The following is a 22,116-nucleotide window of genomic DNA, read 5'->3' on the forward strand; positions in this document are numbered from 1 at the left end:
CCGTCCGAGATCCGCTCGCGCGGCCCTCGTGCGGGGCACTTCGTCAAACTTACTCGCCGGTTTCTGCGGCGTCAAATCGGGGTTTCCGATCTGTCAATGCGATCTTCGGCGTCGCCCACCACAATGGACGCGGAATTGATCCGCGATCTTTGTCGAGGGCTTCGGCAACTCCGTCCGCCCCGCGAAGGGGCGCCCGGTGCAGTGCCGGAGGAAGACTCTACCCGGTCGGTTTCGCCGCTCTCCGCCGGCCCCCCGCTTCCGCCGGGTGCCGCCGGGGCGCTCCGCCCGGCCGCTCCTGCGCCGGCCGCGAGGGCCGGCGTCGTGGAGCGAGTTAGAAAGTTACGTCGTTGTCAGCTCGACCGCAAACCAGCCCTGGGGCGACGCTCGTCACACCATCGATGCCTGCGGTTCGACCAGAGGTCACCCTAGCAGCTCAACCCCGGCGAAGGTCCGCTTTCCGCGACGCAGCACGAGGAACCGGCCGTGCAGCAGCGAGCTCGCCGCCGGTACCTCTTCCGGGTCGGTGGCGCGCTCGTTGTTGACGTACGCGCCGCCGTCCGCGATCGCCCGGCGGGCCTCGTTCATGCTGCTGACCAGGCCGGCGTCCCTCAGAAGGGCGGCGACGGGCGGCAGCTCACCGCGTACCTCGTGCAGTCCGGTCTCCGCCAGCGCGGCCCGCAGCGTGTCCGCGGACAGCTCCGCCAGCGAGCCCCTGCCGAACAGCGCCTGGCTGGCCGCGATGACCTGGGCGCACTCGTCGGCGCCATGCACGAGCGTGGTCAGCTCCTCGGCCAGGGCGCGCTGCGCCAGCCGCGCGGCCGGCTTCTCGGCCGTGGCTGTCTCCAGCTCGGTGATCTCCTCGCGCGGGCGGAAGGAGAAGTACCGCAGGTAGCGGTTGACGTCCTTGTCGTCGCTGTTGAGCCAGAACTGGTAAAAGGCGTACGGCGAGGTCATCGCCGGGTCGAGCCAGACGCTGCCGCCCTCGCTCTTGCCGAACTTCGTGCCGTCGGCCTTCGTGACCAGCGGGGTCGTGAAGGCGTGGACGGGTCCGGCGCCGCGGCGGCGGATGTAGTCGACGCCCGCGGTGATGTTGCCCCACTGGTCGGAGCCGCCGAACTGCAGCCGGCAGCCGTGCCGCTGGTGCAGCTCGTAGTAGTCGTGCGACTGCAGCAGCTGGTAGCTGAACTCGGTGAACGAGATGCCGCTCTCCAGCCGGGCCTTGACGACCTCGCGGGCCAGCATGCGGCTGACCGGGAAGTGCTTGCCGACGTCGCGCAGGAAGTCGACGACCGACATCGGGCCGGTCCAGTCGAGGTTGTTGACCAGCGTGGCGGCGTTGTCGCCCTCGTAGGTGACGAAGGGGGCGAGCTGGTCGCGGATGCGCTGCACCCAGCCCTCGATGACGTCGACCGGGTTGAGCGTGCGCTCGGCGCTCTCGCGCGGGTCGCCGATCTGACCCGTGGCGCCGCCGACGAGCAGCAGCGGCCGGTGCCCGGCCTGCTGGAGCCGGCGGGCGGTGAGCACCTGCATGAGGTGGCCGACGTGCAGGCTGGCCGCCGTCGGGTCGAAGCCCACGTAGTAGGTGAGCGACCCCGCGTCGAGGTGCTTGCGCAGCTCGTCGGCGTCGGTGGAGTCCTGGATCAGGCCCCGCCAGAGCAGGTCGTCGGTCAGCGTGGGTGCGGCACTGTCGGTCACGCCGCCGATTGTCGCGCATCCCCCCGCAAGGCCCGCACCCGATATCCACAGCCCGGTCCGGGGGTACGCCGCCTGTGGACAACCCGTGCCGCGGTCGCCGGCCGGTGCGAGCATGGCGGCATGACACGACTGGCTGACGTCGATCTCACCGCCGCCCTGCCGAAGAAGGAGGCGACCGCCCGCCTCGACGCGGCGCTCGACCGGCTCCTGCGGCTGCGCCTGGTCCTCGGCGGGCAGATCGGCGCCAAGCAGATCGGCCCGCCGCTGTGCGTCGTGTTCGAGGGTTGGGACGCGTCCGGCAAGGGCGGCGCGATCAAGCGCCTGGTCAAGCCGCTCGACCCGCGGCACGTGCGGGTGGCGCAGTTCGCGGCGCCGACCTACGACGAGAAGCGGCACCACTTCCTGTGGCGGTTCTGGCCGGTGCTGCCCGGCTGGGGCGGCATGGCCGTGCTCGACCGGTCCTGGTACGGGCGGGTGCTCGTGGAGCGGGTCGAGGGCTTCGCCGCGGAGCACCAGTGGAAGCGGGCGTACGACGAGATCGTCGAGTTCGAGCGCACCCTGACGGCCGAGGGCATGATCCTGGTCAAGTTCTGGATGCACGTGTCGCCGGAGGAGCAGCTGCGCCGCTTCGAGGACCGGGCGGCCGACCCGCTGCGGCAGTGGAAGCTCACCGACGAGGACTGGCGCAACCGTGAGAAGCGTGAGGCGTACGAGGCGGCGGTCGAGGAGATGCTCGACCGCACCGACCACCCCCGGGCGCCGTGGACCGTGGTCGCGGGTGACGACAAGCGCACCGCCCGGGTGACGGTGGTGGAGGCGGTGTGCGCCGCCGTCGAGCGGGAGTTCGCCGAGCGCGGGATCGCCGTCGAGGAGCGGGGGGTGATCAGCCCGACGGAGTGACGATGCTCAACCCGGGCCCCCGCCGGCCGATGTTCCGCCGCATGGACCACAGACCCGGCGGGACGGGAGGGGCGCGATGGCACGGCGTGGTGTGCTTCGCTCTGCCCTCCTGGCCGTCCTGGTCGGGCTCGGGCCGGCCCTGCTGCCGACGGTGCACGCGCCGCTGGCCGGGACCACCGGCAACCCGGTGAGCACGTTCGCGGCCGCGGCCAGCTTCCTGCCGGTCGGGACGCTGTCGGCGTGGGGGCTCAACTCCGCCGCCCAGCTCGGGCTCGGCGACACCACCCAGCGCACCACGGCCACACCGGTCGGCGCGCTGACGACGTGGCGGGGCCCGGCCGGCGGCACCCAGCACAGCTGCGCCACCCGCACCGACAACACCCTGTGGTGCTGGGGCGGCAACGGCTCGGGGCAGCTCGGCGACGGCACGACCACGCAGCGCACGTCGCCGGTGCAGATCGCCGGGACGGCCTGGTCGGCGGTGAGCGCCGGGGACACCCACTCGTGCGGCGTGCGCACCGACAACACGCTGTGGTGCTGGGGCGCCAACGGCAGCGGGCAGATCGGCGACGGCACGACGACCTCGCGGCCCAACCCCACCCAGGTGCCCGGTGCGGTGTGGCAGAGCGTGTCCGCCGGGATGAGCTACACGTGCGCGGTGCGCACCGACGCCACCCTGTGGTGCTGGGGTGGCAACAGTGGCGCTCAGCTCGGCATCAACACGTGGAACGAGAGCAGCACCCCCGTCCAGCTGACCGGCACGGGGTGGACCTCCGTCAGCGCGGCCTCGACGCACACCTGCGGCACCCGCACCGGCGGGACGCTGTGGTGCTGGGGCACCAACTACGACGGCAAGGTCGGCGACGGCGCCACCACCGACCGGCTCGCCCCCGTGCAGGTCGCCGGGACGTCGTGGCGGAAGGTCGCCACCGGGTCGCAGCACACCTGCGCCACCCGGTCCGACAACACGCTGTGGTGCTGGGGGCTCAACTCCGGCGGGCGGCTCGGGGACGGCACCACCACCCAGCGCAACGCGCCCGTGCAGGTGGCCGGCACGATCTGGACCGATGTCAGCGCCCACGACAGCCACAGCTGCGGGCTCCGGTCGGACCGGACCGCCTGGTGCTGGGGGGTCAACACGAACGGGCGGCTCGGCGACGGGACGACCACGCAGCGGACCGCGCCGGTGCAGGTGACCGGGTTGTCGGCGACGGGGCTGGGGCACGGCGGACGGGCACAGCACACCCTCGCGATCACTCCGCCCCCGTGACGGCCACGCCCGAGACCGAAGGGCGCGCGGCGTGGCAGCAGCGTCCGGGAGGCTCAGGGGGCCGCAGGTCAGGGCTTGGCGGCCGGCAGGCCCAGGGCCTCGCGGATCGCCGCCTGGACCTCGTCCGGCGACGGGCGGGCGTCGATGTCGTGGACGACCTCCTTGCGGCGGAAGATGTCCAGGACCGGGCGGGTCTTCTGGTGGTAGTCGCGCAGGCGGGCGGCGAGCGCCTCCGGGGTGTCGTCGGCGCGGGTGACGAGGTCGCCGCCGCAGATGTCGCAGCGGCCCTCGATCTCGGGGCGGTCGGCGATGAGGTTGTAGTCCATGCCGCAGTCGGTGCACAGGCGCCGGTTCAGGACGCGGCGGCGGACCTCGTCGTCGGGCAGGTCGAGGTGGATGACGCCATCGATGTCGTAGCTCTCGAGAAAGAATTCTGCCTGGCGGCCGTTGCGCGGGAAGCCGTCGATGACGAAGCCGAAGTTCCAGTCGTGCTGGTCGAGGCGTTCGCGGACGATGGCCTCGACGACGTCGTCGCCGATGAGTTCGCCGGCGGCGACGGTGCGGCGGACCTGGGCGCCCACCTTGGTGTGCTGCTGGACGTGCCAGCGGAAGATGTCGCCCACCGAGATGTGGGTGAGGTCGAGGTCGGTGCACAGCATGGTGCTCTGGGTGCCTTTGCCGCTGCCCTGGACGCCCATCATCACGAACTTGCGCATGCGCCCAACCCTGCCAGAGTCAGGCGGCCGCCGCTCGCAACGGTCCGGGCGCCGGGCGGGCGCCGAGGCCGGTCGGGTCGACGCTCCAGGCGTGGGCGACGCGCATGACGTCGTGCTCCGAGACCAGCACGTCCGGTTCCTCGTCGAGTTTCAGCGGCAGGCCCGCGGCGAGCTCGGCGGGGTCGGGTTCGCCGTGCCAGGCGGTGACGAGCTGGCCCACGTACCCGAAGGCTCTGATCAGGCGGCCGTCGACGGCGCGCTGCCAGCGGTGCAGTTCGGTGACGCGGTGGGTGGCGAACAGCTGCACGTCGGTGTGCAGGCGGGCCGACAGGTCGACGAGGTCGACGGCGACGTCGGGGCGCAGGAAGTAGCGGCCGGCGGCCAGCGTCCAGGGGGCGTCGGCGGCGCCCGCCAGGGGCGGGGTGACGACGACGCGGTCGTCGGTGAGGTACGCCAGGTCGACGCCCTCGCGCCACGGGACCTCGCCGAGGTCGCGCAGGCCGAGCGCGTCGAGCAGCGCCTCCGCCGGGGTGTCGCGTGCCGCGAGCCACGCCTGCTTGCCGCCGAAACCGACCATCGCCTCGCCGTCCATGCCCGGAAGGCTAGCGCGGTGGGCGGGCCGGACCGGTCATCTCCACCCGTAGTGCGCGCGCAGCTGCGCGGCGACGGCCTCGAAGCGGCCGCGTTCCAGGATGGCGCCCTCGCGGCGGATGGCGTCCGCGTCGACGGTGAGGACCCGGTCGAGGCGGATCCAGCTGGGGCGGGCCTCGTTGTCCCAGGCGCCCTCGCCCAGCGGGAACCAGTGCCGCTGGCCGTCCCTGTCGGACTGGCTGGACAGCATGAGCGCCAGCACGTCGGCGCCGGTGCGGCCGACGACCAGCACCGGGCGGTCCTTGCCCTGGGTGGCGTCCTCCTCGTAGGGCACCCAGGTCCAGACGACCTCGCCCGGGTCGGCGTCGCCGTCGAGGTTCGGCTGGTACGCCAGGGAGCGGCCGGCCGTCGCGGCGGCGGGCTGCCGGCCCGGCGGGCGGGGGGCGGGGGTGGTGCGCGGGGGCGCCGGCCGGGGGCCGCGCCGCACCGCGCGCTTGACCGTGCCCGCGATGCCCTTCCAGATGCTCGTCACGCGTCCGCACTCTAGTGCAGCGGCGATCGGGCAGGATCATGGTGTGAGGGTCGAGCGGGTCACCACGCGGGCGGGCATGCGGGCGTTCGTCGACTTCCCGGTGCGGCTGCACCCGGCCGGGCGGTACGTGCCGGCGTACGCCTCGACGATCGAGCACCACCACCGGTTCGCCGAGTTCTACCTGGTGCGCGACGACGCCGGGCGGGTGGTGGGGCGCACCGGGGTGCACCGCGACGACGCGTTCGACGCCAAGGTGGGGCCGCGGCAGCTGTTCGGGCACACCGACTTCGTCGACGACGACGCCGTGCTGGCCGCGCTGCTCGGCGTCGTCCAGGACGCGGCGGCGGGGCGGCCGCTGTTCGGGCCGGTCGCGCTGACGCCGATGGAGACCGGCGGGGTCATCACGTCGGGCTTCCACGAGCGCGGGTTCCTGGAGTCGCCGTGGAACCCCGCGTACTACCCGGCGGCGTACGAGCGGCTCGGGTTCGCCCGCCGGTTCGAGTCCGACACGTGGCTGGTGCCGGTGCGGGGCCCCGACGCCGGGTACGTCTTCGACGACGCCCGGATCGCCGCCGAGGACCTGCGGATCCGGTACGCGTCGCGCGCCGACGTGCCGGCGCTGCTGCCGATGCTGCGCGACCTGCTCAACGACAGCTTCGCCCAGCTCGGGTACGCCACGCCGGTCACGCTGGAGCAGCTGCGGGTGCAGACCGAGGGCCTGGAGCACGTGCTGGACGAGCGGCTGCTGCTGTGGCTGGAGCGCGCGGGCCGGCCGGTCGCGTTCATCGTGGTGGTGCCGGACATCTCCGAGTACCTGATGACGATCGGCGGGCGGCTCGGCCTGCTCAACCAGCTGCGGTTCCTCGCCGTGCGGGGGCGCTACCGGCGCGACGCCGTCCTCATCTCCAAGGGTGTGGTGCCCGGCGAGCAGGGCCGCGGCTACCTGACGCTGCTCGCGCGCGAGCTGCACCGCAACCTGGCGGCGGGCGGCTACCGCTACCTGCGCAGCACGTTCGTGGAGCGGGACAACCCGGCGTCGGCGGCGCAGTACCGGCGCGCGGGCGGGCGCCCCTTGCACGGGTTCACGTTCTACGAGCGGGGCTGACTGCGGGCGGTGTGCCGGCGGTACGCGCTGACCGTCGCATCGCCCGGCACCCAGAACCGCCACGGCACGTCGTGCGCACCCGTCACGCCGACCCGCGGGCCGGCGGCAACCTGCGCCGGCGGCTCCCCCGCGGTCAGCCGCACCGGGGACGCCGGGTTGAGCAGATCCAGCCCGTACGCGGCGCGGTCGAGGCCGAGCGCCCGGCACAGCCGCGCGGGACCGCGCGCCAGGTCGGCGTCGCGCCGGGCGGCCGGGCGGCGTTCCCGGGCCGCCTCGGCGCCGTCGACGACCGAACCCGCGCGCAGCAGCACCGCCGAGGCGACCGCGTCCGGGCCGGTCACGACGTTCATGCACCAGTGCATGCCGTACGTGAAGTACAGGTAGGCGTGCCCTGCGGGGCCGAACATCACCGCGTTGCGGGCGGTGGGGCCGCGGTAGGCGTGCGAGGCGGGGTCGGCGGCGCCCGCGTACGCCTCGACCTCGGTCAGCCGGACGGTGACGCCGCCCGCGGTGAGGTGGCAGCCGAGCAGGCCGCGGGCGACCGCCGCCACGTCGGCCGCGGCGAGGGTGGCGCGGTCCATCGGTGCAGCCTGCCACAGCGCGCCGGGCCCGCCCCGGTACGGGGGCGGGCCGGGCGCGTGGGTCAGCGCGGGACGACCTTCTCGATGGCCCACTCGCGCCAGCCGTCGAGCTTGTCCGCCGCGGCGGCGTGCTGGTCGGCCACCGGGCCCGGGCCCGTCGAGCCCGGGGTGGTGCGGGCGGCCAGGGCCGAGCGGACCGACAGGACCTCGCGGACCGACGGGTCGAGGTGCTCGCTGACGCTCTTCAGGTCGTCGTCGGTGACCTCGTCCAGTTCGCACTCGCGGGCCGCGCACAGCGCCACCAGCTTGCCGGTGATCTCGTGCGCGTCGCGGAACGGCACGTCGCGGCGGACCAGCCAGTCCGCCACCTCGGTGGCCAGCGAGTAGCCGACCGGGGCGGCCGCGGCGAGGCGGTCCACCCGGACCGTCATCGTCGAGATCATCCCGGCCAGCGCGGGCAGCAGCAGCTGGAGGGTGTCGACCGCGTCGAACGCGGGCTCCTTGTCCTCCTGCATGTCGCGGTCGTACGCCAGCGGCAGGCCCTTCAGCATCGTCAGCACCGCGACGAGGCCGCCGACGAGCCGGCCGGACTTGCCGCGGGCCAGCTCGGCGATGTCCGCGTTCTTCTTCTGCGGCATGATCGACGAGCCGGTGGCGAACGCGTCGTCCAGCTCGACCCAGCCGAACTCCTGCGACGTCCACAGCACCACCTCCTCGCCGAGGCGGGACAGGTGCACGCCGATCAGCGCGGTGACGAACAGGAACTCGGCGACGAAGTCGCGGTCGCCGACGGCGTCCATCGAGTTCGCGGCGGGCGCCTTGAAGCCCAGCTCCTTGGCCACCGCGGCCGGGTCGAGCGGCAGCGACGAGCCGGCCAGGGCGCCGGAGCCCAGCGGGCAGGTCGCGGCGCGCTCGTCCCAGTCGCGCAGCCGGTCCAGGTCGCGCAGCAGCGGCTGCACGTGGGCCAGCAGCCAGTGGCCGAACGTGACCGGCTGGGCGTGCTGCACGTGCGTCATGCCGGGCGCCGGGGTGTCGATGTGGCGCTCGGCCTGCTCGACGAGGGCGTCGGCCAGCTCGACCAGGCGGGCGGCGACGCCGCGGGCGTGGTCGCGCAGGTACATCCGCAGGTCGGTGGCGACCTGGTCGTTGCGCGAGCGGCCGGCGCGCAGCTTGCCGCCGAGGGCGCCGAGGCGTTCCAGCAGGCCGCGTTCGAGGGCGGTGTGCACGTCCTCGTCCTCGACGGTGGGGCGGAACGCGCCGGACGCGCACGCCGCCTCCAGGTCGTCGAGCGCGGCCAGCATCTGGCCCAACTCGTCCGGGTTCAGCAGGCCCGCGCCGGCCAGCACGCGCGCGTGGGCGCGGGACGCGGCGATGTCGTACGGGGCCAGGCGCCAGTCGAACTGGACGCTGACGGACAGCCGGGCCAGGGCCTCGGCGGGGCCGCCGGCGAACCGGCCGCCCCACAGCGAGGTGCGTTCGTTCTGCTCACTCACGTGATCAGTGTCCCTGAAGCCGGTTGTCGCGCGCCGCGGCCATCCGCGACGGCAGGCCCCACAGCTGCACGAAGCCCTTGGCCAGCGACTGGTCGAACGTGTCGCCCGTGTCGTAGGTGGCCATGCCGAAGTCGTACAGGCTGGCCTCGGAGCGCCGGCCGGTGACGACCGCGCGGCCGCCGTGCAGGGTGAGCCGCACGTCGCCGGACACGGCCTCCTGCGCCGAGTCGATGAACGAGTCCAGCGCGTACTTCAGCGGCGAGAACCACAGGCCGTCGTAGACCAGCTCGGCCCAGCGCTGGTCGACGCCGCGCTTGAACCGGGCCAGGTCGCGCTCGACGGTGACGTTCTCCAGCTCCTGGTGGGCGGTGATGAGCGCGATCGCGCCCGGCGCCTCGTACACCTCGCGGCTCTTGATGCCGACGAGCCGGTCCTCGACCATGTCGAGGCGGCCGACGCCCTGCGCGCCCGCGCGCCGGTTCAGCTCGGCGATGGCCTGCAGCGGGGTGACGGTCTCGCCGTCGATGGCGACCGGGTTGCCGCGGTCGAACGTGATGACGACCTCGTCGGGGTCGCGCTGCACGGCCGGGTCCTGGGTGTAGCTGTAGATGTCCTCGATGGGGCCGTTCCAGATGTCCTCGAGGAAGCCGGTCTCGACGGCGCGTCCCCACAGGTTCTGGTCGATCGAGTACGGCGACTTCGCCGACACCTCGATCGGCAGGCCCTTCTCCTCGGCCAGGGCGATCGCCTTGTCCCGCGTCCAGGCGAAGTCCCGGGCCGGGGCGATGACCTTGAGCGACGGGTCGAGGGCGCCGATGCCGACCTCGAAGCGGACCTGGTCGTTGCCCTTGCCGGTGCAGCCGTGCGACACGATCGTGCCGCCGTGCTGCTTGGCGGCCTCGACCAGGTGCTTCACGATCAGCGGCCGGCTCAGCGCCGACACCAGCGGGTAGCGGTCCATGTAGAGGGCGTTGGCGCGCAGCGCGGGCAGGCAGAAGTCCTGCGCGAACTCGTCGCGCGCGTCGACGACGACGCTCTCGGCGGCGCCGCAGTCCAGCGCGCGCTGCCGGATGACCTCCATGTCCTCGCCGCCCTGGCCCACGTCGAGCGCCACGGCGATGACCTCGCCGCCGGTCTGCTCGGCGAGGTACGGAATGGCCACGGAGGTGTCGAGGCCTCCGGAGAATGCGAGCACGACCCGCTCGGTCACGGGGAACTCCCTTCCAGTGTTTCATCGGTGGTGACGGCCCACCCGGCGAGCTTCGCCGCGAGGTCCCGCCCGCCGGTGGCCTCGCGGGCCACGACGAGGATGGTGTCGTCGCCGGCGATGGTGCCGGCGACCTCGTACAGTCCGGTGCGGTCCAGCGCGCTGGCCAGGTAGTGCGCGGCGCCCGGCGGGGTGCGCAGCACGGCGATGTTGCCGCTGGAGTCGACGCTGGTGAGCAGTTCGCGCAGCAGCCGCTGCAGGCGGGCAGGCGGCTGCTCGGCCTGGCGCAGCGGCCGGTGGCCGTCCTCCGGGATCAGGTAGCTGCCGCTGACCTTGACGGCGCCCAGCTCCTCCAGGTCGCGCGACAGGGTGGCCTGGGTGACCTGGTAGCCGTCGCCGGCGAGCAGGTCGGCCAGTTCCGTCTGCGAGCGCACGTACGTGTTGCGGATCAGCTCCACGATGCGCGCGTGCCGGGCGGTGCGGGTGCCGGGGCCGGTCATGACCGTTCCAGCAGCCAGGCCAGCAGCGCCTTCTGGGCGTGCAGCCGGTTCTCGGCCTGGTCGAACACGGCACTCTGCGGCCCGTCGAGCACCTCGTCGGTGATCTCCTCGCCGCGGTGCGCCGGCAGGCAGTGCAGCACGATCGCGCCGGGCGCGGCCTTGCCGAGCAGGCCGGCGTTGACCTGGTAGGGCCAGAACGGGGTGAGCCGGTCCTTGCCGTCGGCCTCGTGACCCATCGACGTCCACGTGTCGGTGGCCAGCACGTCGGCGCCGTCGGCAGCCTGCGCCGGGTCGCGCAGCAGCTCCACCGAGCCGCCCGTGCCGGCGGCGATCTGGGTGGCCCGGGCCACGACCTCCGGCGCCGGGTCGAACCCGGGCGGGCCGGCGACCCGCACGTGCATGCCCGCGGTGGCGCACGCCAGCAGGTACGAGTGCGCCATGTTGTTCGCCGCGTCGCCCACGTACGCCAGCCGCCGGCCGGCCGTGCCGCCGAGCCGCTCGCGGATCGTCTGCAGGTCGGCGAGCAGCTGGCACGGGTGGAAGCCGTCGCTGAGGGCGTTGATGACCGGCACCCGCACGTCGGACGCCAGCTCGGCCAGCCGCTCGTCGCCGTAGGTGCGCATGACGATCGCCGACACGTACCGGGACACCACCCGGCCGGCGTCGGCGAGGGACTCGCCGCGGCCGAAGTGGGTGGCCTGGGTGTCGACGATGAGCGGGTTGCCGCCCAGCTCGGCGATGCCGGCCTCGAACGACAGCCGGGTGCGCAGGCTGGCCTTGTCGAAGAACACGGCCACCGAGCGGGGGCCCGCCAGCGGGCGCAGGGCGAACCGGTCGGCCTTCATCCGCGCGGCCAGGTCGAGGACCTCGGCCTGCTCGGCGGGGCTCAGGTCGTCGTCACGGAGCAGGTGGCGGGTCATGAGGCGTCCAGGGCGTCCGGGAGCGCGGCGAGGAACGCGTCCGCCTGCTCGGTGGTCAGGATCAGGGGCGGGGCGAGCCGGATGACGTCCGGCTGGATCGGGTTGACGAGGAAGCCGGCCGCCCGCAACGCCGCCGCGGCCGCACCCGACACCGGCCGGGTCAGCTCGATGCCGAGCAGCAGGCCGGCGCCGCGCACCCCGCGCACCGCCGGGTGGGCGAGGGCCTCGACGCCGCGGCGCAGCCGCTCCCCCACCCGCTTGACGTTGTCGAGCAGGCCCTCGCCGGCGATCGTGCGCAGCACCGCCAGGGCGGCGGCGCAGGCGATCGGGTTGCCGCCGAACGTGGTGCCGTGGGCGCCCGGGGTGAACAGGCCGGCCGCCGGGCCGAACGCCAGGCAGGCGCCGATCGGCAGCCCGCCGCCGAGGCCCTTGGCCAGCGTGACGATGTCGGGCTCGACGCCGTCGGCCTGGTGGCCGAACCAGTGGCCGGTGCGCCCGATGCCGGTCTGCACCTCGTCGAGCACCAGCAGGGCGCCCGCGGCGGTGCAGATCTCCCGGGCCGCGGCCAGGTAGCCGGGCGGCGGCACCACGACGCCCTGCTCGCCCTGGATCGGCTCCAGGATCACCATCGCGGTGTGGTCGGTGACGGCGGCGCGCAGCGCGTCCGCGTCGCCGTACGGCACGTGGGTGACGTCGCCCGGCAGCGGCCGGAACGGGTCGGCCTTGGCGGGCTGGCCGGTCAGCGCCAGCGCGCCCATCGTGCGGCCGTGGAAGCCGCCCTGCGCCGCCACGACGTGGGTGCGCCCGGTGAGCCGGGACAGCTTGAACGCGGCCTCGTTGGCCTCCGCGCCGGAGTTGCAGAACAGCACCCGCCCGGGGCGGCCGGCGAGCGCCAGCAGCAGCTCCGCCAGGGCGACGGGCGGCTCCGCCACGTACAGGTTGGACACGTGGCCCAGGGTGGCGACCTGCTGCGAGACGGCCGACACGATCGCCGGGTGGGCGTGGCCGAGCGCGTTGACGGCGATGCCGCCGAGCAGGTCGAGGTACTCCTTGCCGTCCTCGTCGGTCACGACCGCGCCGGCGCCGCGGACCAGCGCGAGCGGCGGGGTGCCGTAGTTGTCCATCATGGCGTGCTGCCACCGGTCGACGAGCGTCATGCCTGGTCCACCACCATCGTGCCGAATCCTTCCGAGGTGAAGACTTCCAGGAGGGTCGAGTGCGGGACGCGGCCGTCGACGACGTGCGCCGCGGGCACCCCGCCCCGCACGGCGCGCAGGCACGCCTCCATCTTCGGGACCATGCCGGCCTCCAGGCGCGGCAGCAGCTTCGCCAGCTCGTCCGCCGTGATCTGGCTGGTCAGCGAGTCGGTGTCCGGCCAGTTCGTGTACAGGCCCGGCACGTCGGTCAGCACCACCAGCTTGCGGGCGCCCAGCGCCACCGCGAGCGCGCCCGCCGCCGTGTCGGCGTTCAGGTTGTGCAGCACGCCGTCGGCGTCCGGGGCGACCGTCGAGATGACCGGGATGCGCCCGGCGGCGATGAGGTCGTCGACGGCGGACGTGTCCACCTCGGCGACGTCGCCGACCTGGCCGATGTCGACCGGCTCGCCGTCGACCACCGCCTGCCGGCGCACCGCCGTGAACAGCCGGGCATCCTCGCCGGACAGGCCCACCGCGAACGGGCCGTGCTCGTTGATGAGCCCGACCAGCTCGCGGCCCACCTGGCCGACCAGCACCATCCGGACGACGTCCATCGCCTCCGGGGTGGTGACCCGCAGGCCGCCCCGGAACTCGCTCTCGATGCCCAGCCGGCCCAGCATCGAGGAGATCTGCGGGCCGCCGCCGTGCACCACGACCGGCTTGAGGCCCGCGTAGCGCAGGAACACCATGTCGGCCGCGAACGCCCGCTGCAGCTGCGCGTCGATCATCGCGTTGCCGCCGTACTTGATGACGACCGTGGCGCCGTGGAACTGCTCGAACCACGGCAGGGCCTCGATGAGGACGGCGGCCTTCTGGTGCGGGGTCATGGTCACGACGAGTACGCCGAGTTCTCGTGCACGTAGGCGTGCGACAGGTCGGTGGTCCAGATCGTCGCCGACATCTCCGCCTCGTGCAGGTGGACGGTGATGCGCACGTCCCGGCCCGACAGGTCCACCTTGGACCGGTCCTCCGCGGCCGCGCCGCCCCGGCACACCCACACTCCGTTGATGGCGACGTCGACCCGGTCGGGCTCGAACACCGCGCTGGTGACGCCGACGGCGGCCAGGATGCGGCCCCAGTTGGGGTCGTTGCCGAACAGCGCGGTCTTCACCAGGTTGTTGCGGGCCACCTCGCGGCCCACCATCACGGCGTCGGACTCGCTCGCCGCGCCCACCACCTCGATCGCGATGTGCTTGGTGGCGCCCTCGGCGTCGGCGATGAGCTGCTGCGCCAGGTCGTGGCACACCGCGGTGACCGCGGCCGTCAGCTCGTCCTGCTCGGGCTGCACCCCGGACGCGCCGCTGGCCAGCAGCAGCACCGTGTCGTTCGTGGACATGCAGCCGTCGGCGTCGATCCGGTCGAACGTCAGCCGGGTCGCCTCGCGCAGCGCGGCGTCGAGGGCGTCCGGCCCGGCCACCGCGTCGGTGGTGACGACGACCAGCATCGTGGCCAGCGCGGGCGCCAGCATGCCGGCGCCCTTGGCGATGCCGCCGACCGTCCAGCCGTCCGCCGAGGTGTGCACCGCGTTCTTGGCGACCGTGTCGGTGGTCATGATGGCCTCGGCGGCCGCCGGGCCGCCGTCGGCGGTCAGGGCCTTCACCGCGGCGGTGACGCCGGGCAGCAGCCGGTCCATCGGCAGCAGCTCGCCGATCAGGCCCGTGGAGCACACCGCGACGTCGCCCGCGCCGATCAGCGTCGGCTTCGGCGCCCCGCGCAGGGCGGCGGCCACGTGCTCGGCGGTGGCGTGGGTGTCCCGGAAGCCCTGGGTGCCGGTGCAGGCGTTGGCGCCGCCCGAGTTGAGCACGACGGCGCGCAGCACCCGGCCCTTGAGGACCTGCTGGCTCCACAGCACCGGCGCCGCCTTGACCCGGTTGCCGGTGAACACGCCGGCGGCGGTGAAGTCGGGGCCGTCGTTGACGACCAGCGCCACGTCGGCGCCGCCGCTGGCCTTCAGCCCGGCGGCCACGCCGCTGGCCCGGAACCCCTTCGGCGTGGTGATCGTCACGGCGCCACCCCGAACACACTCAGGCCGGTGGTCTCCGGCAGGCCGTACATCAGGTTGGCGTTCTGGACGGCCTGGCCAGCGGCGCCCTTGCCGAGGTTGTCGATCGCGCTGACCACGATGATCCGGCCCGAGTCGACGTCGAACGTGGCCTGCAGGTGGGCCGAGTTGGACCCGGCGGTGGCGGCGGTGTGCGGCCACACGTCCTCGGGCAGCACGTGCACGAACGGGCTGTCGGCGTACGCGGCCTGCAGCACCTCGCGCGGGTCGGCGCCGCCGAGCGGGCGGGCCGTGACCGTGGCGAGGATGCCGCGCGGCATCGGCGCGAGGATCGGCGTGAACGACAGCGACAACGCGCCGGTGGCCTGCTTGATCTCGGGGACGTGCTGGTGCGCGCCCACCTTGTACGGGCTGAGATCGCCCATCACCTCGCTGCCGAGCAGGTGCGTCTTGGCGTTCTTGCCCGCGCCGGAGGTGCCGGACGCCGCCACCACGACCACGTCGTCCGCCGCCGCGATGCCGGAGCGCAGCAGCGGGGCGAGCGCCAGGACGGTGGCGACCGCGTAGCAGCCGGTGCTGGCGACCCGGTCGGCGGCGGCGATGCGCTCCCGCTGGCCGGGCAGCTCGGGCAGGCCGTACGTCCAGGTGCCGGCGTGCGCGCTGTTGTAGTAGAGCTCCCAGGCGGCCGCGTCGGCGAGCCGGTGGTCCGCGCCCAGGTCGACGACCTTGGTGCCCGCGGGCAGCTGGGCGGCGAGCGCGCCGCTCTGGCCGTGGGGCAGCGCCAGGAACACCAGGTCGGCGTCGGCCAGCTCGGCCGGCTCGGTCGCGGTGAGCATCAGGTTCAGCCCGGACAGCTGCGGGTGGACGGCCGCGACGGGCCGGCCCGCCTGGGAGTGCGCCGTCGCGGCGACGAGGTCGAACTCGGGGTGGCCGGCGATCAGGCGCAGGAGCTCGCCCCCCGCATACCCACTCGCCCCTGCCACGGCAACCCGGATGCCCATAACCACCTCCGCATGACTATGCAGACGACCGTATCAACCCCGCGGCGGCCCGGCAAGGCGATAAGGGCCGCGTCACCCTGCTCGGGGGAACGGTGGAGGCGGGGTCGGCCGACCGGCCATTTCCATGTGCGGCGCACCCCGCGGCGCGGCTACGAAGAGCGCATGGCCCACGAGCTGACGTACCCCCTGCTCCCCTGCCCCGACATCGACGAGATCGACGCGTTCTACGCGACGCTCGGCTTCGAGCGCACCTACCGGCAGGTGCGCCCCAACCCGTACGTCGCGCTCCGCCGGGAGGACCTGCACCTGCACTTCTTCGGGATGCCCGGCTTCGACCCCGAGCAGTCGTACGGCACCTGCCTCGTGCAGGTGCCGGACGTGCGGGCCCTGTGGACGGCGTTCGCCGACGGCATGCGCGCGGCGCACGGCAAGGTGCTCGTCGCCGGGCGCCCGCGGATGACCCGCCCCCGCCCGCGCCGCAACGACGGCGGCGTCACCGGCTTCAGCCTCGTCGACCCGGGCGGCAACTGGATCCGCGTCTTCCAGCAGCGCGACGCCGGCACCCCGCCCCCGGCGGACCGGCTGGCCCGCGCCGTGGAGAACGCGGTCGTGCTCGCCGACTCGCACGGCGACCACCGGCAGGCGGCGAAGATCCTCGACGGGGCCCTGGCCCGGGCGGGCGCGGACACCGACCCGGCCGCGCTCGCCGAGGCGCTCGCCTACCGGGCCGAGCTGGCGGAGGTCCTGGGCGACGACCCGGGCGCGGCGGAGCCGCCCGACCGGCGCGGCTAGCCCGCGAACCAAGCCGCGGCGATGCGGCGCGGCCGGAAGCCCAGGGCGGTGTAGACGGCGGCCGCGGCCGGGTTGTCGTGGTCGACCATCAGCGCCACCCGGGGGTGGGCGGCCAGCAGCTCGGCGGTGACGAACGCGCACACCGCGCGGGCCAGGCCCCGGCCGCGCGCCGCCGGGTCGGTCGCCACCCCGGCCAGGAAGCCGACCTCCGGGGCGGACCAGGCGTCGGCGGCGACCGCGCGCAGCCCGCCGTCGCCGCCGCGCAGGCCCGCCCAGCGGCGCACCCCGGCGCCGCCGGGACGGGCGTAGGAGTCCGGCGCGGCGGTCTCCAGCAGGGCGGCCACCTCCGGGTCGTCGGCCGGGTCCAGCCACGCCACGCCGGGCGCCGGCGGCACCGGCTCCGCGGTCGACATCCACCCGAACGCGGCCGCGAACGCCAGCCCCGGCACGACGTCGGCCAGCCGCCGCAGCAGCGCCTCGTCGCCGACCGGCCGGAAGCGCGGGCCGACCTCCGGCAGCACCGCCCGCAGCAGCCCGGCGGCGGCGCGGGCACCGCCGGCGACCGCCAGCCGGTCCCGGCGCGACAGCTCCGGGCAGGCGACCGCCACGGCGTCACCAGCGGCCCAGGCGCGCACGCCGGGACGCAGGCCCTGCGCCGCCCACACGATCAGCTCGTCGCCCCCGGCCGCCGCCGCGACGGCGGCCGGGTCACGCAGCTCCCGCAACGCCTCAGGCGCCCCGCAGGACCGCGCCGAAGCGCGCCGCCGCCGCCGCGACCGCCGCGTCGCGGGCCGCGACCGCCTCCTCGCCGGCGAGGGTGCGGTCCGGGGCGCGGAACGTCAGCTTGTACGCCAGCGAGCGCTTGCCCGCGCCGAGGGCGTCGGAGGCGTACACGTCGAACAGGCGCACCGACTCCAGCAGCGGGCCCGCGCCCGCCGCCAGCACCTCCTGCACCTCGGCGGCCGGGACGGTGGCGTCCAGGACCAGGGCCACGTCGATGAGCGCCGGCGGGAAGCCGGACACGGCGGGGCCGGTGGGCAGGTCCGCCGGGCCGATCGCGTCCAGGTCGAGCTCGGCGGCGCAGGTGCGCCTCGGCAGCTCCAGCGTGGCCAGCACCGACGGGTGCAGCTCGCCGGCGTGGCCCACGACGACGTCGCCGACCAGGATCTCCGCGCAGCGGCCCGGGTGCCACGGGGCCCGCTCGGCGGCGCGCACGCGCACCCGGTCGTCGGCGACGCCGGCGGCGGCCACGACGGTGCGGGCGGCCTCGACGGCGTCGGACCAGCTCGCCGGGCGGCCCGCGCCCCACCAGCCGGCCGGGGCGACGTCGCCGGTCAGCACCACCGCGGCGTGCCACGGCTGGCGCGGCACGGTGGCGTCGGCCGCCGCCCAGTCGGCGTCGCTGGGGCGGTGCGCCACGCCCATCGCGGGGGCGGCCGCCGCCACCAGGCGCGGCTCGAAGACCAGGCCCAGCTCGTACAGGGCCAGGTCGCGGTGGCCGCGGCCCAGGTTGCGGCGCAGGGTGGCCAGCATCGGCGGCAGCAGCGACGTGCGCAGCCGCGGCTCCTCCTCCGACAGCGGGTTGGTCAGGCGCACCGCGGAGCGGCGCGGGTCGTCGGCGGGCAGCCCGAACGCGTCGTCGGCGTCGGCCGGCACGAACGGGTACGACGTGATCTCCACGTACCCCTGCTCGGCGAGCGCGCGCCCCACGGACCGGCGGCGGCGCTGGCCCGCGGTGAGCCCGCGCCCGGCCAGGGCCGGGGGCAGCTCGCTGGGGATGTTGTCGTAGCCGTCGATGCGCGCCACCTCCTCGACCAGGTCGGCCGGGTCGGTGAGGTCGGGGCGCCAGCTCGGCGGCTGCACGGTGAGCACGTCGCCGCCGGTGACGGCGCAGCCGATGGTGCCGAGCAGCTGCACCACCCGCTCGCGGGTGTACGGCACGCCGATGCGCCGGGCGGGCAGCGCGGAGTCGAGCGAGACCGGCGGCAGTGGCCGGACGTTGTCGACGTCCAGTACCCGGCCGTCGGGGGTGCCGCCGCCGTGCTCGACGAGCAGCGCGACGGCCCGCTCCAGCGCGACCAGCGGCAGCTGCGGGTCGACGCCGCGCTCCCAGCGCTTGGCGGCCTCGCTGAACAGCCGGTGCCGGCGGGCGGTGCGCCCCACCATGACCGGGTCCCAGTGGGCGGCCTCGAACAGCACGTCCACGGTGGTCGGCTGGACCTCGCTGGTCTCGCCACCCATGACCGCCGCCAGCGAGATGGGCCCGCTGTCGTCGCAGATCACCATGTCCTCGGCGTCGAGCACCCGGGCCACCCCGTCCAGGGTGGTCAGCTTCTCGCCCGCCCGGGCCCGGCGCACCACCAGCGGGCCGGTGAGCAGCCCCAGGTCGAACGCGTGCATCGGCTGGCCCAGCTCGAGCATCAGGTAGTTGGTGATGTCGACCGGCAGGTTGATGGTGCGGATGCCGGCCGTGGTGAGCCGCTGCGCGATGAACGCGGGCGTGGCCGCCGACGGGTCGACCCCGCGCACGGCGCGCGCCGCGAACCGGTCGCAGCCGACGGTGTCCTCGATCCGCACGTCGTACGCGGGCTCGGGCGTCGCCGCCGTCGCCGCGCCCAGGGCCGGGTCGCGGAACGGGGTGCCGAACGCGTGCGACAGCTCGCGGGCGATGCCGCGCACGCTCAGCGCGTACCCGCGGTCGGGGGTGATCTCCAGCTCGAACAGCACGTCGTCGAGGCCGACGACCGGACGGGCGTCCTCGCCGGGGGTGCCGGAGCGCAGGACGATGATGCCGTCGTGGTCGTCGCCCAGGCCGAGCTCGCGCGCCGAGCAGATCATGCCGTGCGAATTGCGGCCGTAGGTCTTGCGCGCGCCGATCGCGAAGCCGCCCGGCAGCACACCGCCCGGCAGGATCACCACGACGAGGTCGCCCTCGGCGAAGTTGCGGGCGCCGCAGACGATCTCCTGCGGCTCGGGGTTGCCGACGTCGACGGTGCAGAACCGGATCGGCTTCTTGAACCCGGTCAGCTCCTCGATGGTCAGCACCCGGCCGACGACCAGGTCGCCGGTGACCGTGGCGCCCTGGTCGACGACGTCGTCCACCTCGATGCCGAGCCCGATCAGCGCCTGCTCGACGTCCGCGCCCGCGGGGATGTCCACGTACTCCTTGAGCCACGACAGCGGGAGCCGCATCTCAGACCTCCATCCCGAAGCCGCGGGTGAACCGGACGTCACCCTCGAAGAAGTGCCGCATGTCGCTGACGTCGTGCCGGATCATCACCGTGCGGTCGACGCCCATGCCGAACGCGAAGCCGGAGTACTCCTCCGGGTCGATGCCGCAGGCGGTGAGCACGCGCGGGTTGACCATGCCGCAGCCGCCCCACTCCACCCACTGCGGGCCGTCGCGGTGCGCCGGGAACCACACGTCGAACTCGGCGGACGGTTCGGTGAACGGGAAGTAGTGCGGGCGCCAGCGGGTGCGCGCGTCCGGGCCGAACATCGCCCGGGCGAAGTGGTCGAGCGTGCCGCGCAGGTGCGCCATCGTGATGCCCTTGTCGACGACCAGGCCCTCGACCTGGTGGAAGACCGGGCTGTGGGTGGCGTCCAGCTCGTCGGTGCGGTACACCCGGCCGGGGCAGATGATCGCGATCGGCGGGGTGCGCTCCAGCATCGTGCGGGCCTGCACGGGCGACGTGTGGGTGCGCAGCACCAGGCCGGGCACGTCCACGTAGAACGTGTCCATCAGGCCGCGCGCCGGGTGGTCGGCGCCGATGTTGAGCGCGTCGAAGTTCGCCCACTCCAGCTCGACCTCGGGGCCCTCGGCGATCTCGTAGCCCATGCCGACGAACAGGTCGCCGATGCGCTCCTGCAGGGTGGTCAGCGGGTGCCGGGCGCCGCGCGGGCGCCGGTCGGCGGGCAGCGTCACGTCGACGCGCTCCTCCGCCAGCACGCGGGCCGCCTGCTCCGCCTCCAGCACGGCCAGGCGCAGGTCGTACGCCTCCTGCACGCGCAGCCGGGCGGCGTTGACGCGCTTGCCGGCCTCGGACTTCGCGGCGGGCGGCAGCGAGCCGATCTCGCGCCGGGCCAGCGACACCGGGCCGCGGTCGCCCAGGTGCTGCGGCTTCGCGGCGGCCAGCGCGTCCAGGTCGGCCGCGCCCGCGAACGCCTTCTCCGCCTGCGCGACGGCGTCGTCGAGCGCGGCCGGGTCGAGCAGGGCAGCCTGCTTCGGGTCGTACGGGTCGTTGCGGTAGGACATGGTCTCCCTCACACCGGATCAGCCATCGGGCAGTCTACGGAGGCACGGCTGGGCCGCCGCCCGCCGGTCGAGGAAGTGCGCGCAGGAGTGAGGTCAGACCCGGCGCCCGCCACCGGCGGGCTCGATAAACGTGCTCATCGGGAACTCCTCTGCGCTCTCGCCGAAGAGTACAAGCAGACGGCGGCGGCCGCAGCCAGGTTCAGGCTCTCGGCGGCGCCGTGGATCGGCACCCGGACCCGCCGGTCGGCGGCGGCGAGCAGGTCGTCGGGCAGGCCGTGCGCCTCCGAGCCGAACAGCCACGCCGTGGGCGCGGCCAGCTCGCCCGCGTCGGCCAGGTCGTCGAGGTCGGCGTCGCCGTAGCCGGTCGCGGCGAGGATCCGCACCCCGGCGCCGCGCAGGGCGGCGACCACGGCGTGCGGGTCGCGCTCGCGGACGACGTCCACATGGAACAGACTGCCGGCGGACGCGCGCACGCACTTGCCGTTGTACGGGTCGACGGCGTCCCCGGCGAACACCACGGCGGCGGCGCCGGCGGCGTCCGCCGTGCGCAGCACCGTGCCGGCGTTGCCCGGGTCGCGGATCTCCGCCAGGACCGCCGTGAGGCGCGGCGTGCGGGCCACCGCCCGGTCGAGCGGGACGTCGGCCGCCTCGCACACCGCCACCAGGCCCTGCGGCTGCACGGTCCCGGCCAGCGACGCCAGGGCGTCCTCGGTGACCGGTGTCGCGTCGCGGGTCAGCTCCGGGTACCGCTCGAACGCGGCGCCGGTGGCGAACAGCTCGCGCACCCGGGACGCCCGCAGCGCCTCGCGGACCGCCTGCGGCCCCTCGGCCAGGAACCGGCCGGTGGCGTCGCGGTCGCGGCGGCGCTGCAGGCGCCGGGCAGCAACAACCCGGGGCGTTCGTTGGGTGAACACCCCGGGTTCCTGGTGCAGAGCCAAATCAGGCGGCCTGCGCGCCACCGGTGCCCTCGGCCGCGACCGCGGCCTTGGCGACCTCGACGAGACCGGCGAACGCCGGCGCGTCGTTCACCGCGAGATCCGCGAGGATCTTGCGGTCGACCTCGATGCCGGCCAGGCGCAGGCCCTGGATCAGCCGGTTGTAGGTCATGCCGTTGGCCCGGGCCGCCGCGTTGATGCGGGTGATCCAGAGCTGACGGAAGTCGCCCTTGCGATCACGGCGGTCACGGTAGGCGTACTGCATCGAGTGCAGCACCTGCTCCTTGGCCTTGCGGTACAGCCGGGAGCGCTGGCCGCGGTAACCGCTGGCGGTCTCCAGCAGGGTGCGGCGCTTCTTCTGGGCGTTCACTGCCCGCTTGACGCGTGCCATTCAACTACTCCTAAGAAAAGGTGTTCAGTGGCGC

The 22,116-nt window shown here is 74.5% G+C and carries 22 protein-coding genes; 4 read left to right on the top strand and 18 right to left on the bottom strand.

Going from position 1 to position 22,116, the window contains the following annotated elements; all coding sequences use genetic code 11:
* Nucleotides 1–420: 420 nt before the first annotated feature.
* Nucleotides 421–1,695 carry a tyrosine--tRNA ligase gene (gene tyrS / locus Sya03_RS21865; protein ID WP_203940244.1) on the bottom strand — a complete coding sequence of 425 codons (1,275 nt, stop codon included), beginning with the start codon at nt 1,693–1,695 and terminating at the stop codon, nt 421–423.
* Between the two features lie 120 nt (nt 1,696–1,815).
* Between tyrS and Sya03_RS21870 the strand changes: the two genes are divergently transcribed.
* A complete protein-coding gene (locus Sya03_RS21870; RefSeq protein WP_203940245.1) occupies nt 1,816–2,595 on the top strand; it encodes a polyphosphate kinase 2 family protein in 780 nt (259 codons plus the stop codon).
* A 91-nt stretch (nt 2,596–2,686) separates the two neighbouring features.
* A complete protein-coding gene (locus Sya03_RS21875) occupies nt 2,687–3,865 on the top strand; it encodes an RCC1 domain-containing protein (RefSeq protein ID WP_203940246.1) in 1,179 nt (392 codons plus the stop codon).
* 68 nt (nt 3,866–3,933) lie between these two features.
* On the opposite strand, the gene Sya03_RS21880 is transcribed toward Sya03_RS21875, so the two are convergent.
* Genes Sya03_RS21880 through Sya03_RS21890 form a run of 3 tightly spaced genes read right to left on the bottom strand, consistent with a single transcriptional unit; the run spans nt 3,934 to nt 5,704 of the window.
* Nucleotides 3,934–4,581, bottom strand: a complete 648-nt coding sequence (locus Sya03_RS21880) for an adenylate kinase family protein (RefSeq protein ID WP_203940247.1) — start codon at nt 4,579–4,581, stop codon at nt 3,934–3,936.
* 19 nt (nt 4,582–4,600) lie between these two features.
* Nucleotides 4,601–5,173 carry a hypothetical protein gene (locus Sya03_RS21885; protein ID WP_239107754.1) on the bottom strand — a complete coding sequence of 191 codons (573 nt, stop codon included), beginning with the start codon at nt 5,171–5,173 and terminating at the stop codon, nt 4,601–4,603.
* A gap of 36 nt (nt 5,174–5,209) precedes the next feature.
* Nucleotides 5,210–5,704: a type II toxin-antitoxin system PemK/MazF family toxin gene (locus Sya03_RS21890; protein ID WP_203940248.1), complete on the bottom strand. Its 495-nt coding sequence runs from the start codon at nt 5,702–5,704 to the stop codon at nt 5,210–5,212.
* 43 nt (nt 5,705–5,747) lie between these two features.
* Between Sya03_RS21890 and Sya03_RS21895 the strand changes: the two genes are divergently transcribed.
* Entirely contained in the window at nt 5,748–6,809 is a 1,062-nt protein-coding gene (locus Sya03_RS21895; protein WP_239107755.1) for a GNAT family N-acetyltransferase, read from the top strand.
* On the opposite strand, the gene Sya03_RS21900 is transcribed toward Sya03_RS21895, so the two are convergent.
* The 9 genes from Sya03_RS21900 to argC all read right to left on the bottom strand — a co-directional run bounded on the left by Sya03_RS21900 (nt 6,794) and on the right by argC (nt 15,709).
* Nucleotides 6,794–7,390 (bottom strand): DNA-3-methyladenine glycosylase, encoded by a 597-nt coding sequence (locus Sya03_RS21900; protein WP_203940249.1) that lies wholly within the window; start codon nt 7,388–7,390, stop codon nt 6,794–6,796. The genes Sya03_RS21895 and Sya03_RS21900 overlap by 16 nt on opposite strands.
* Nucleotides 7,391–7,452: 62 nt before the next feature.
* A complete protein-coding gene (argH, locus tag Sya03_RS21905; RefSeq protein WP_203940250.1) occupies nt 7,453–8,883 on the bottom strand; it encodes an argininosuccinate lyase in 1,431 nt (476 codons plus the stop codon).
* Between the two features lie 4 nt (nt 8,884–8,887).
* The gene (locus tag Sya03_RS21910) at nt 8,888–10,093 is read right to left on the bottom strand and encodes an argininosuccinate synthase (protein ID WP_203940251.1); all 1,206 of its coding nucleotides are present in this window, start codon (nt 10,091–10,093) and stop codon (nt 8,888–8,890) included.
* Complete coding sequence (locus Sya03_RS21915; protein ID WP_203940252.1) at nt 10,090–10,590, bottom strand: arginine repressor; 501 nt, start codon at nt 10,588–10,590, stop codon at nt 10,090–10,092. The genes Sya03_RS21910 and Sya03_RS21915 overlap by 4 nt, the downstream gene beginning before the upstream one ends.
* Nucleotides 10,587–11,510, bottom strand: coding sequence for an ornithine carbamoyltransferase (gene argF / locus Sya03_RS21920; protein WP_203940253.1), 924 nt, complete (start codon nt 11,508–11,510; stop codon nt 10,587–10,589). Before argF ends, Sya03_RS21915 begins: the two co-directional genes overlap by 4 nt.
* Nucleotides 11,507–12,667, bottom strand: a complete 1,161-nt coding sequence (locus Sya03_RS21925) for an acetylornithine transaminase (protein WP_203940254.1) — start codon at nt 12,665–12,667, stop codon at nt 11,507–11,509. The genes argF and Sya03_RS21925 overlap by 4 nt, the downstream gene beginning before the upstream one ends.
* Nucleotides 12,664–13,533, bottom strand: coding sequence for an acetylglutamate kinase (gene argB, locus Sya03_RS21930; protein ID WP_203940354.1), 870 nt, complete (start codon nt 13,531–13,533; stop codon nt 12,664–12,666). Before argB ends, Sya03_RS21925 begins: the two co-directional genes overlap by 4 nt.
* A gap of 2 nt (nt 13,534–13,535) precedes the next feature.
* On the bottom strand, nt 13,536–14,711 hold the full coding sequence (argJ, locus tag Sya03_RS21935; protein WP_203940255.1) for a bifunctional glutamate N-acetyltransferase/amino-acid acetyltransferase ArgJ: 1,176 nt from the start codon (nt 14,709–14,711) through the stop codon (nt 13,536–13,538).
* A complete protein-coding gene (gene argC / locus Sya03_RS21940) occupies nt 14,708–15,709 on the bottom strand; it encodes an N-acetyl-gamma-glutamyl-phosphate reductase (RefSeq protein ID WP_203940256.1) in 1,002 nt (333 codons plus the stop codon). The genes argJ and argC overlap by 4 nt, the downstream gene beginning before the upstream one ends.
* Nucleotides 15,710–15,871: 162 nt before the next feature.
* Here argC and Sya03_RS21945 point away from each other — a divergent pair, with 162 nt between their 5' ends.
* On the top strand, nt 15,872–16,501 hold the full coding sequence (locus Sya03_RS21945) for a DUF8817 family protein (RefSeq protein ID WP_203940257.1): 630 nt from the start codon (nt 15,872–15,874) through the stop codon (nt 16,499–16,501).
* Here the strand turns inward: Sya03_RS21945 and Sya03_RS21950 are convergent.
* The 5 genes from Sya03_RS21950 to rplT form a co-directional block, all read right to left on the bottom strand.
* Nucleotides 16,498–17,226, bottom strand: coding sequence for a GNAT family N-acetyltransferase (locus Sya03_RS21950; protein WP_239107756.1), 729 nt, complete (start codon nt 17,224–17,226; stop codon nt 16,498–16,500). The two genes, Sya03_RS21945 and Sya03_RS21950, sit on opposite strands and share 4 nt — an antisense overlap.
* 4 nt (nt 17,227–17,230) lie before the next feature.
* A complete protein-coding gene (pheT, locus tag Sya03_RS21955; RefSeq protein ID WP_203940258.1) occupies nt 17,231–19,693 on the bottom strand; it encodes a phenylalanine--tRNA ligase subunit beta in 2,463 nt (820 codons plus the stop codon).
* Between the two features lies 1 nt (nt 19,694).
* The gene (gene pheS, locus Sya03_RS21960; RefSeq protein WP_203940259.1) at nt 19,695–20,756 is read right to left on the bottom strand and encodes a phenylalanine--tRNA ligase subunit alpha; all 1,062 of its coding nucleotides are present in this window, start codon (nt 20,754–20,756) and stop codon (nt 19,695–19,697) included.
* Nucleotides 20,757–20,890: 134 nt separating this feature from the next.
* Nucleotides 20,891–21,715 carry a TrmH family RNA methyltransferase gene (locus Sya03_RS21965; RefSeq protein WP_370872059.1) on the bottom strand — a complete coding sequence of 275 codons (825 nt, stop codon included), beginning with the start codon at nt 21,713–21,715 and terminating at the stop codon, nt 20,891–20,893.
* The gene (rplT, locus tag Sya03_RS21970) at nt 21,696–22,082 is read right to left on the bottom strand and encodes a 50S ribosomal protein L20 (protein WP_203940261.1); all 387 of its coding nucleotides are present in this window, start codon (nt 22,080–22,082) and stop codon (nt 21,696–21,698) included. The genes Sya03_RS21965 and rplT overlap by 20 nt, the downstream gene beginning before the upstream one ends.
* Between the last annotated feature and the right edge of the window lie 34 nt (nt 22,083–22,116).

Origin of the sequence: Spirilliplanes yamanashiensis (assembly GCF_016863475.1) — a bacterium.
Classification (GTDB): Bacteria; Actinomycetota; Actinomycetes; order Mycobacteriales; family Micromonosporaceae; genus Spirilliplanes; species Spirilliplanes yamanashiensis.

Coding starts and splice junctions, on each gene's coding strand:
- Sya03_RS21945 (WP_203940257.1), top strand. CDS start 15,872: ATGGCCCACGAGCTGACGTACCCCCTGCTCCCCTGCCCCGACATCGAC.
- Sya03_RS21885 (WP_239107754.1), bottom strand. CDS start 5,173: ATGGACGGCGAGGCGATGGTCGGTTTCGGCGGCAAGCAGGCGTGGCTC.
- rplT (WP_203940261.1), bottom strand. CDS start 22,082: ATGGCACGCGTCAAGCGGGCAGTGAACGCCCAGAAGAAGCGCCGCACC.
- pheS (WP_203940259.1), bottom strand. CDS start 20,756: ATGTCCTACCGCAACGACCCGTACGACCCGAAGCAGGCTGCCCTGCTC.
- Sya03_RS21870 (WP_203940245.1), top strand. CDS start 1,816: ATGACACGACTGGCTGACGTCGATCTCACCGCCGCCCTGCCGAAGAAG.
- Sya03_RS21915 (WP_203940252.1), bottom strand. CDS start 10,590: ATGACCGGCCCCGGCACCCGCACCGCCCGGCACGCGCGCATCGTGGAG.
- Sya03_RS21900 (WP_203940249.1), bottom strand. CDS start 7,390: ATGGACCGCGCCACCCTCGCCGCGGCCGACGTGGCGGCGGTCGCCCGC.
- Sya03_RS21925 (WP_203940254.1), bottom strand. CDS start 12,667: ATGACGCTCGTCGACCGGTGGCAGCACGCCATGATGGACAACTACGGC.
- argF (WP_203940253.1), bottom strand. CDS start 11,510: ATGACCCGCCACCTGCTCCGTGACGACGACCTGAGCCCCGCCGAGCAG.
- argC (WP_203940256.1), bottom strand. CDS start 15,709: ATGGGCATCCGGGTTGCCGTGGCAGGGGCGAGTGGGTATGCGGGGGGC.
- argB (WP_203940354.1), bottom strand. CDS start 13,533: ATGACCCCGCACCAGAAGGCCGCCGTCCTCATCGAGGCCCTGCCGTGG.
- pheT (WP_203940258.1), bottom strand. CDS start 19,693: ATGCGGCTCCCGCTGTCGTGGCTCAAGGAGTACGTGGACATCCCCGCG.
- Sya03_RS21880 (WP_203940247.1), bottom strand. CDS start 4,581: ATGCGCAAGTTCGTGATGATGGGCGTCCAGGGCAGCGGCAAAGGCACC.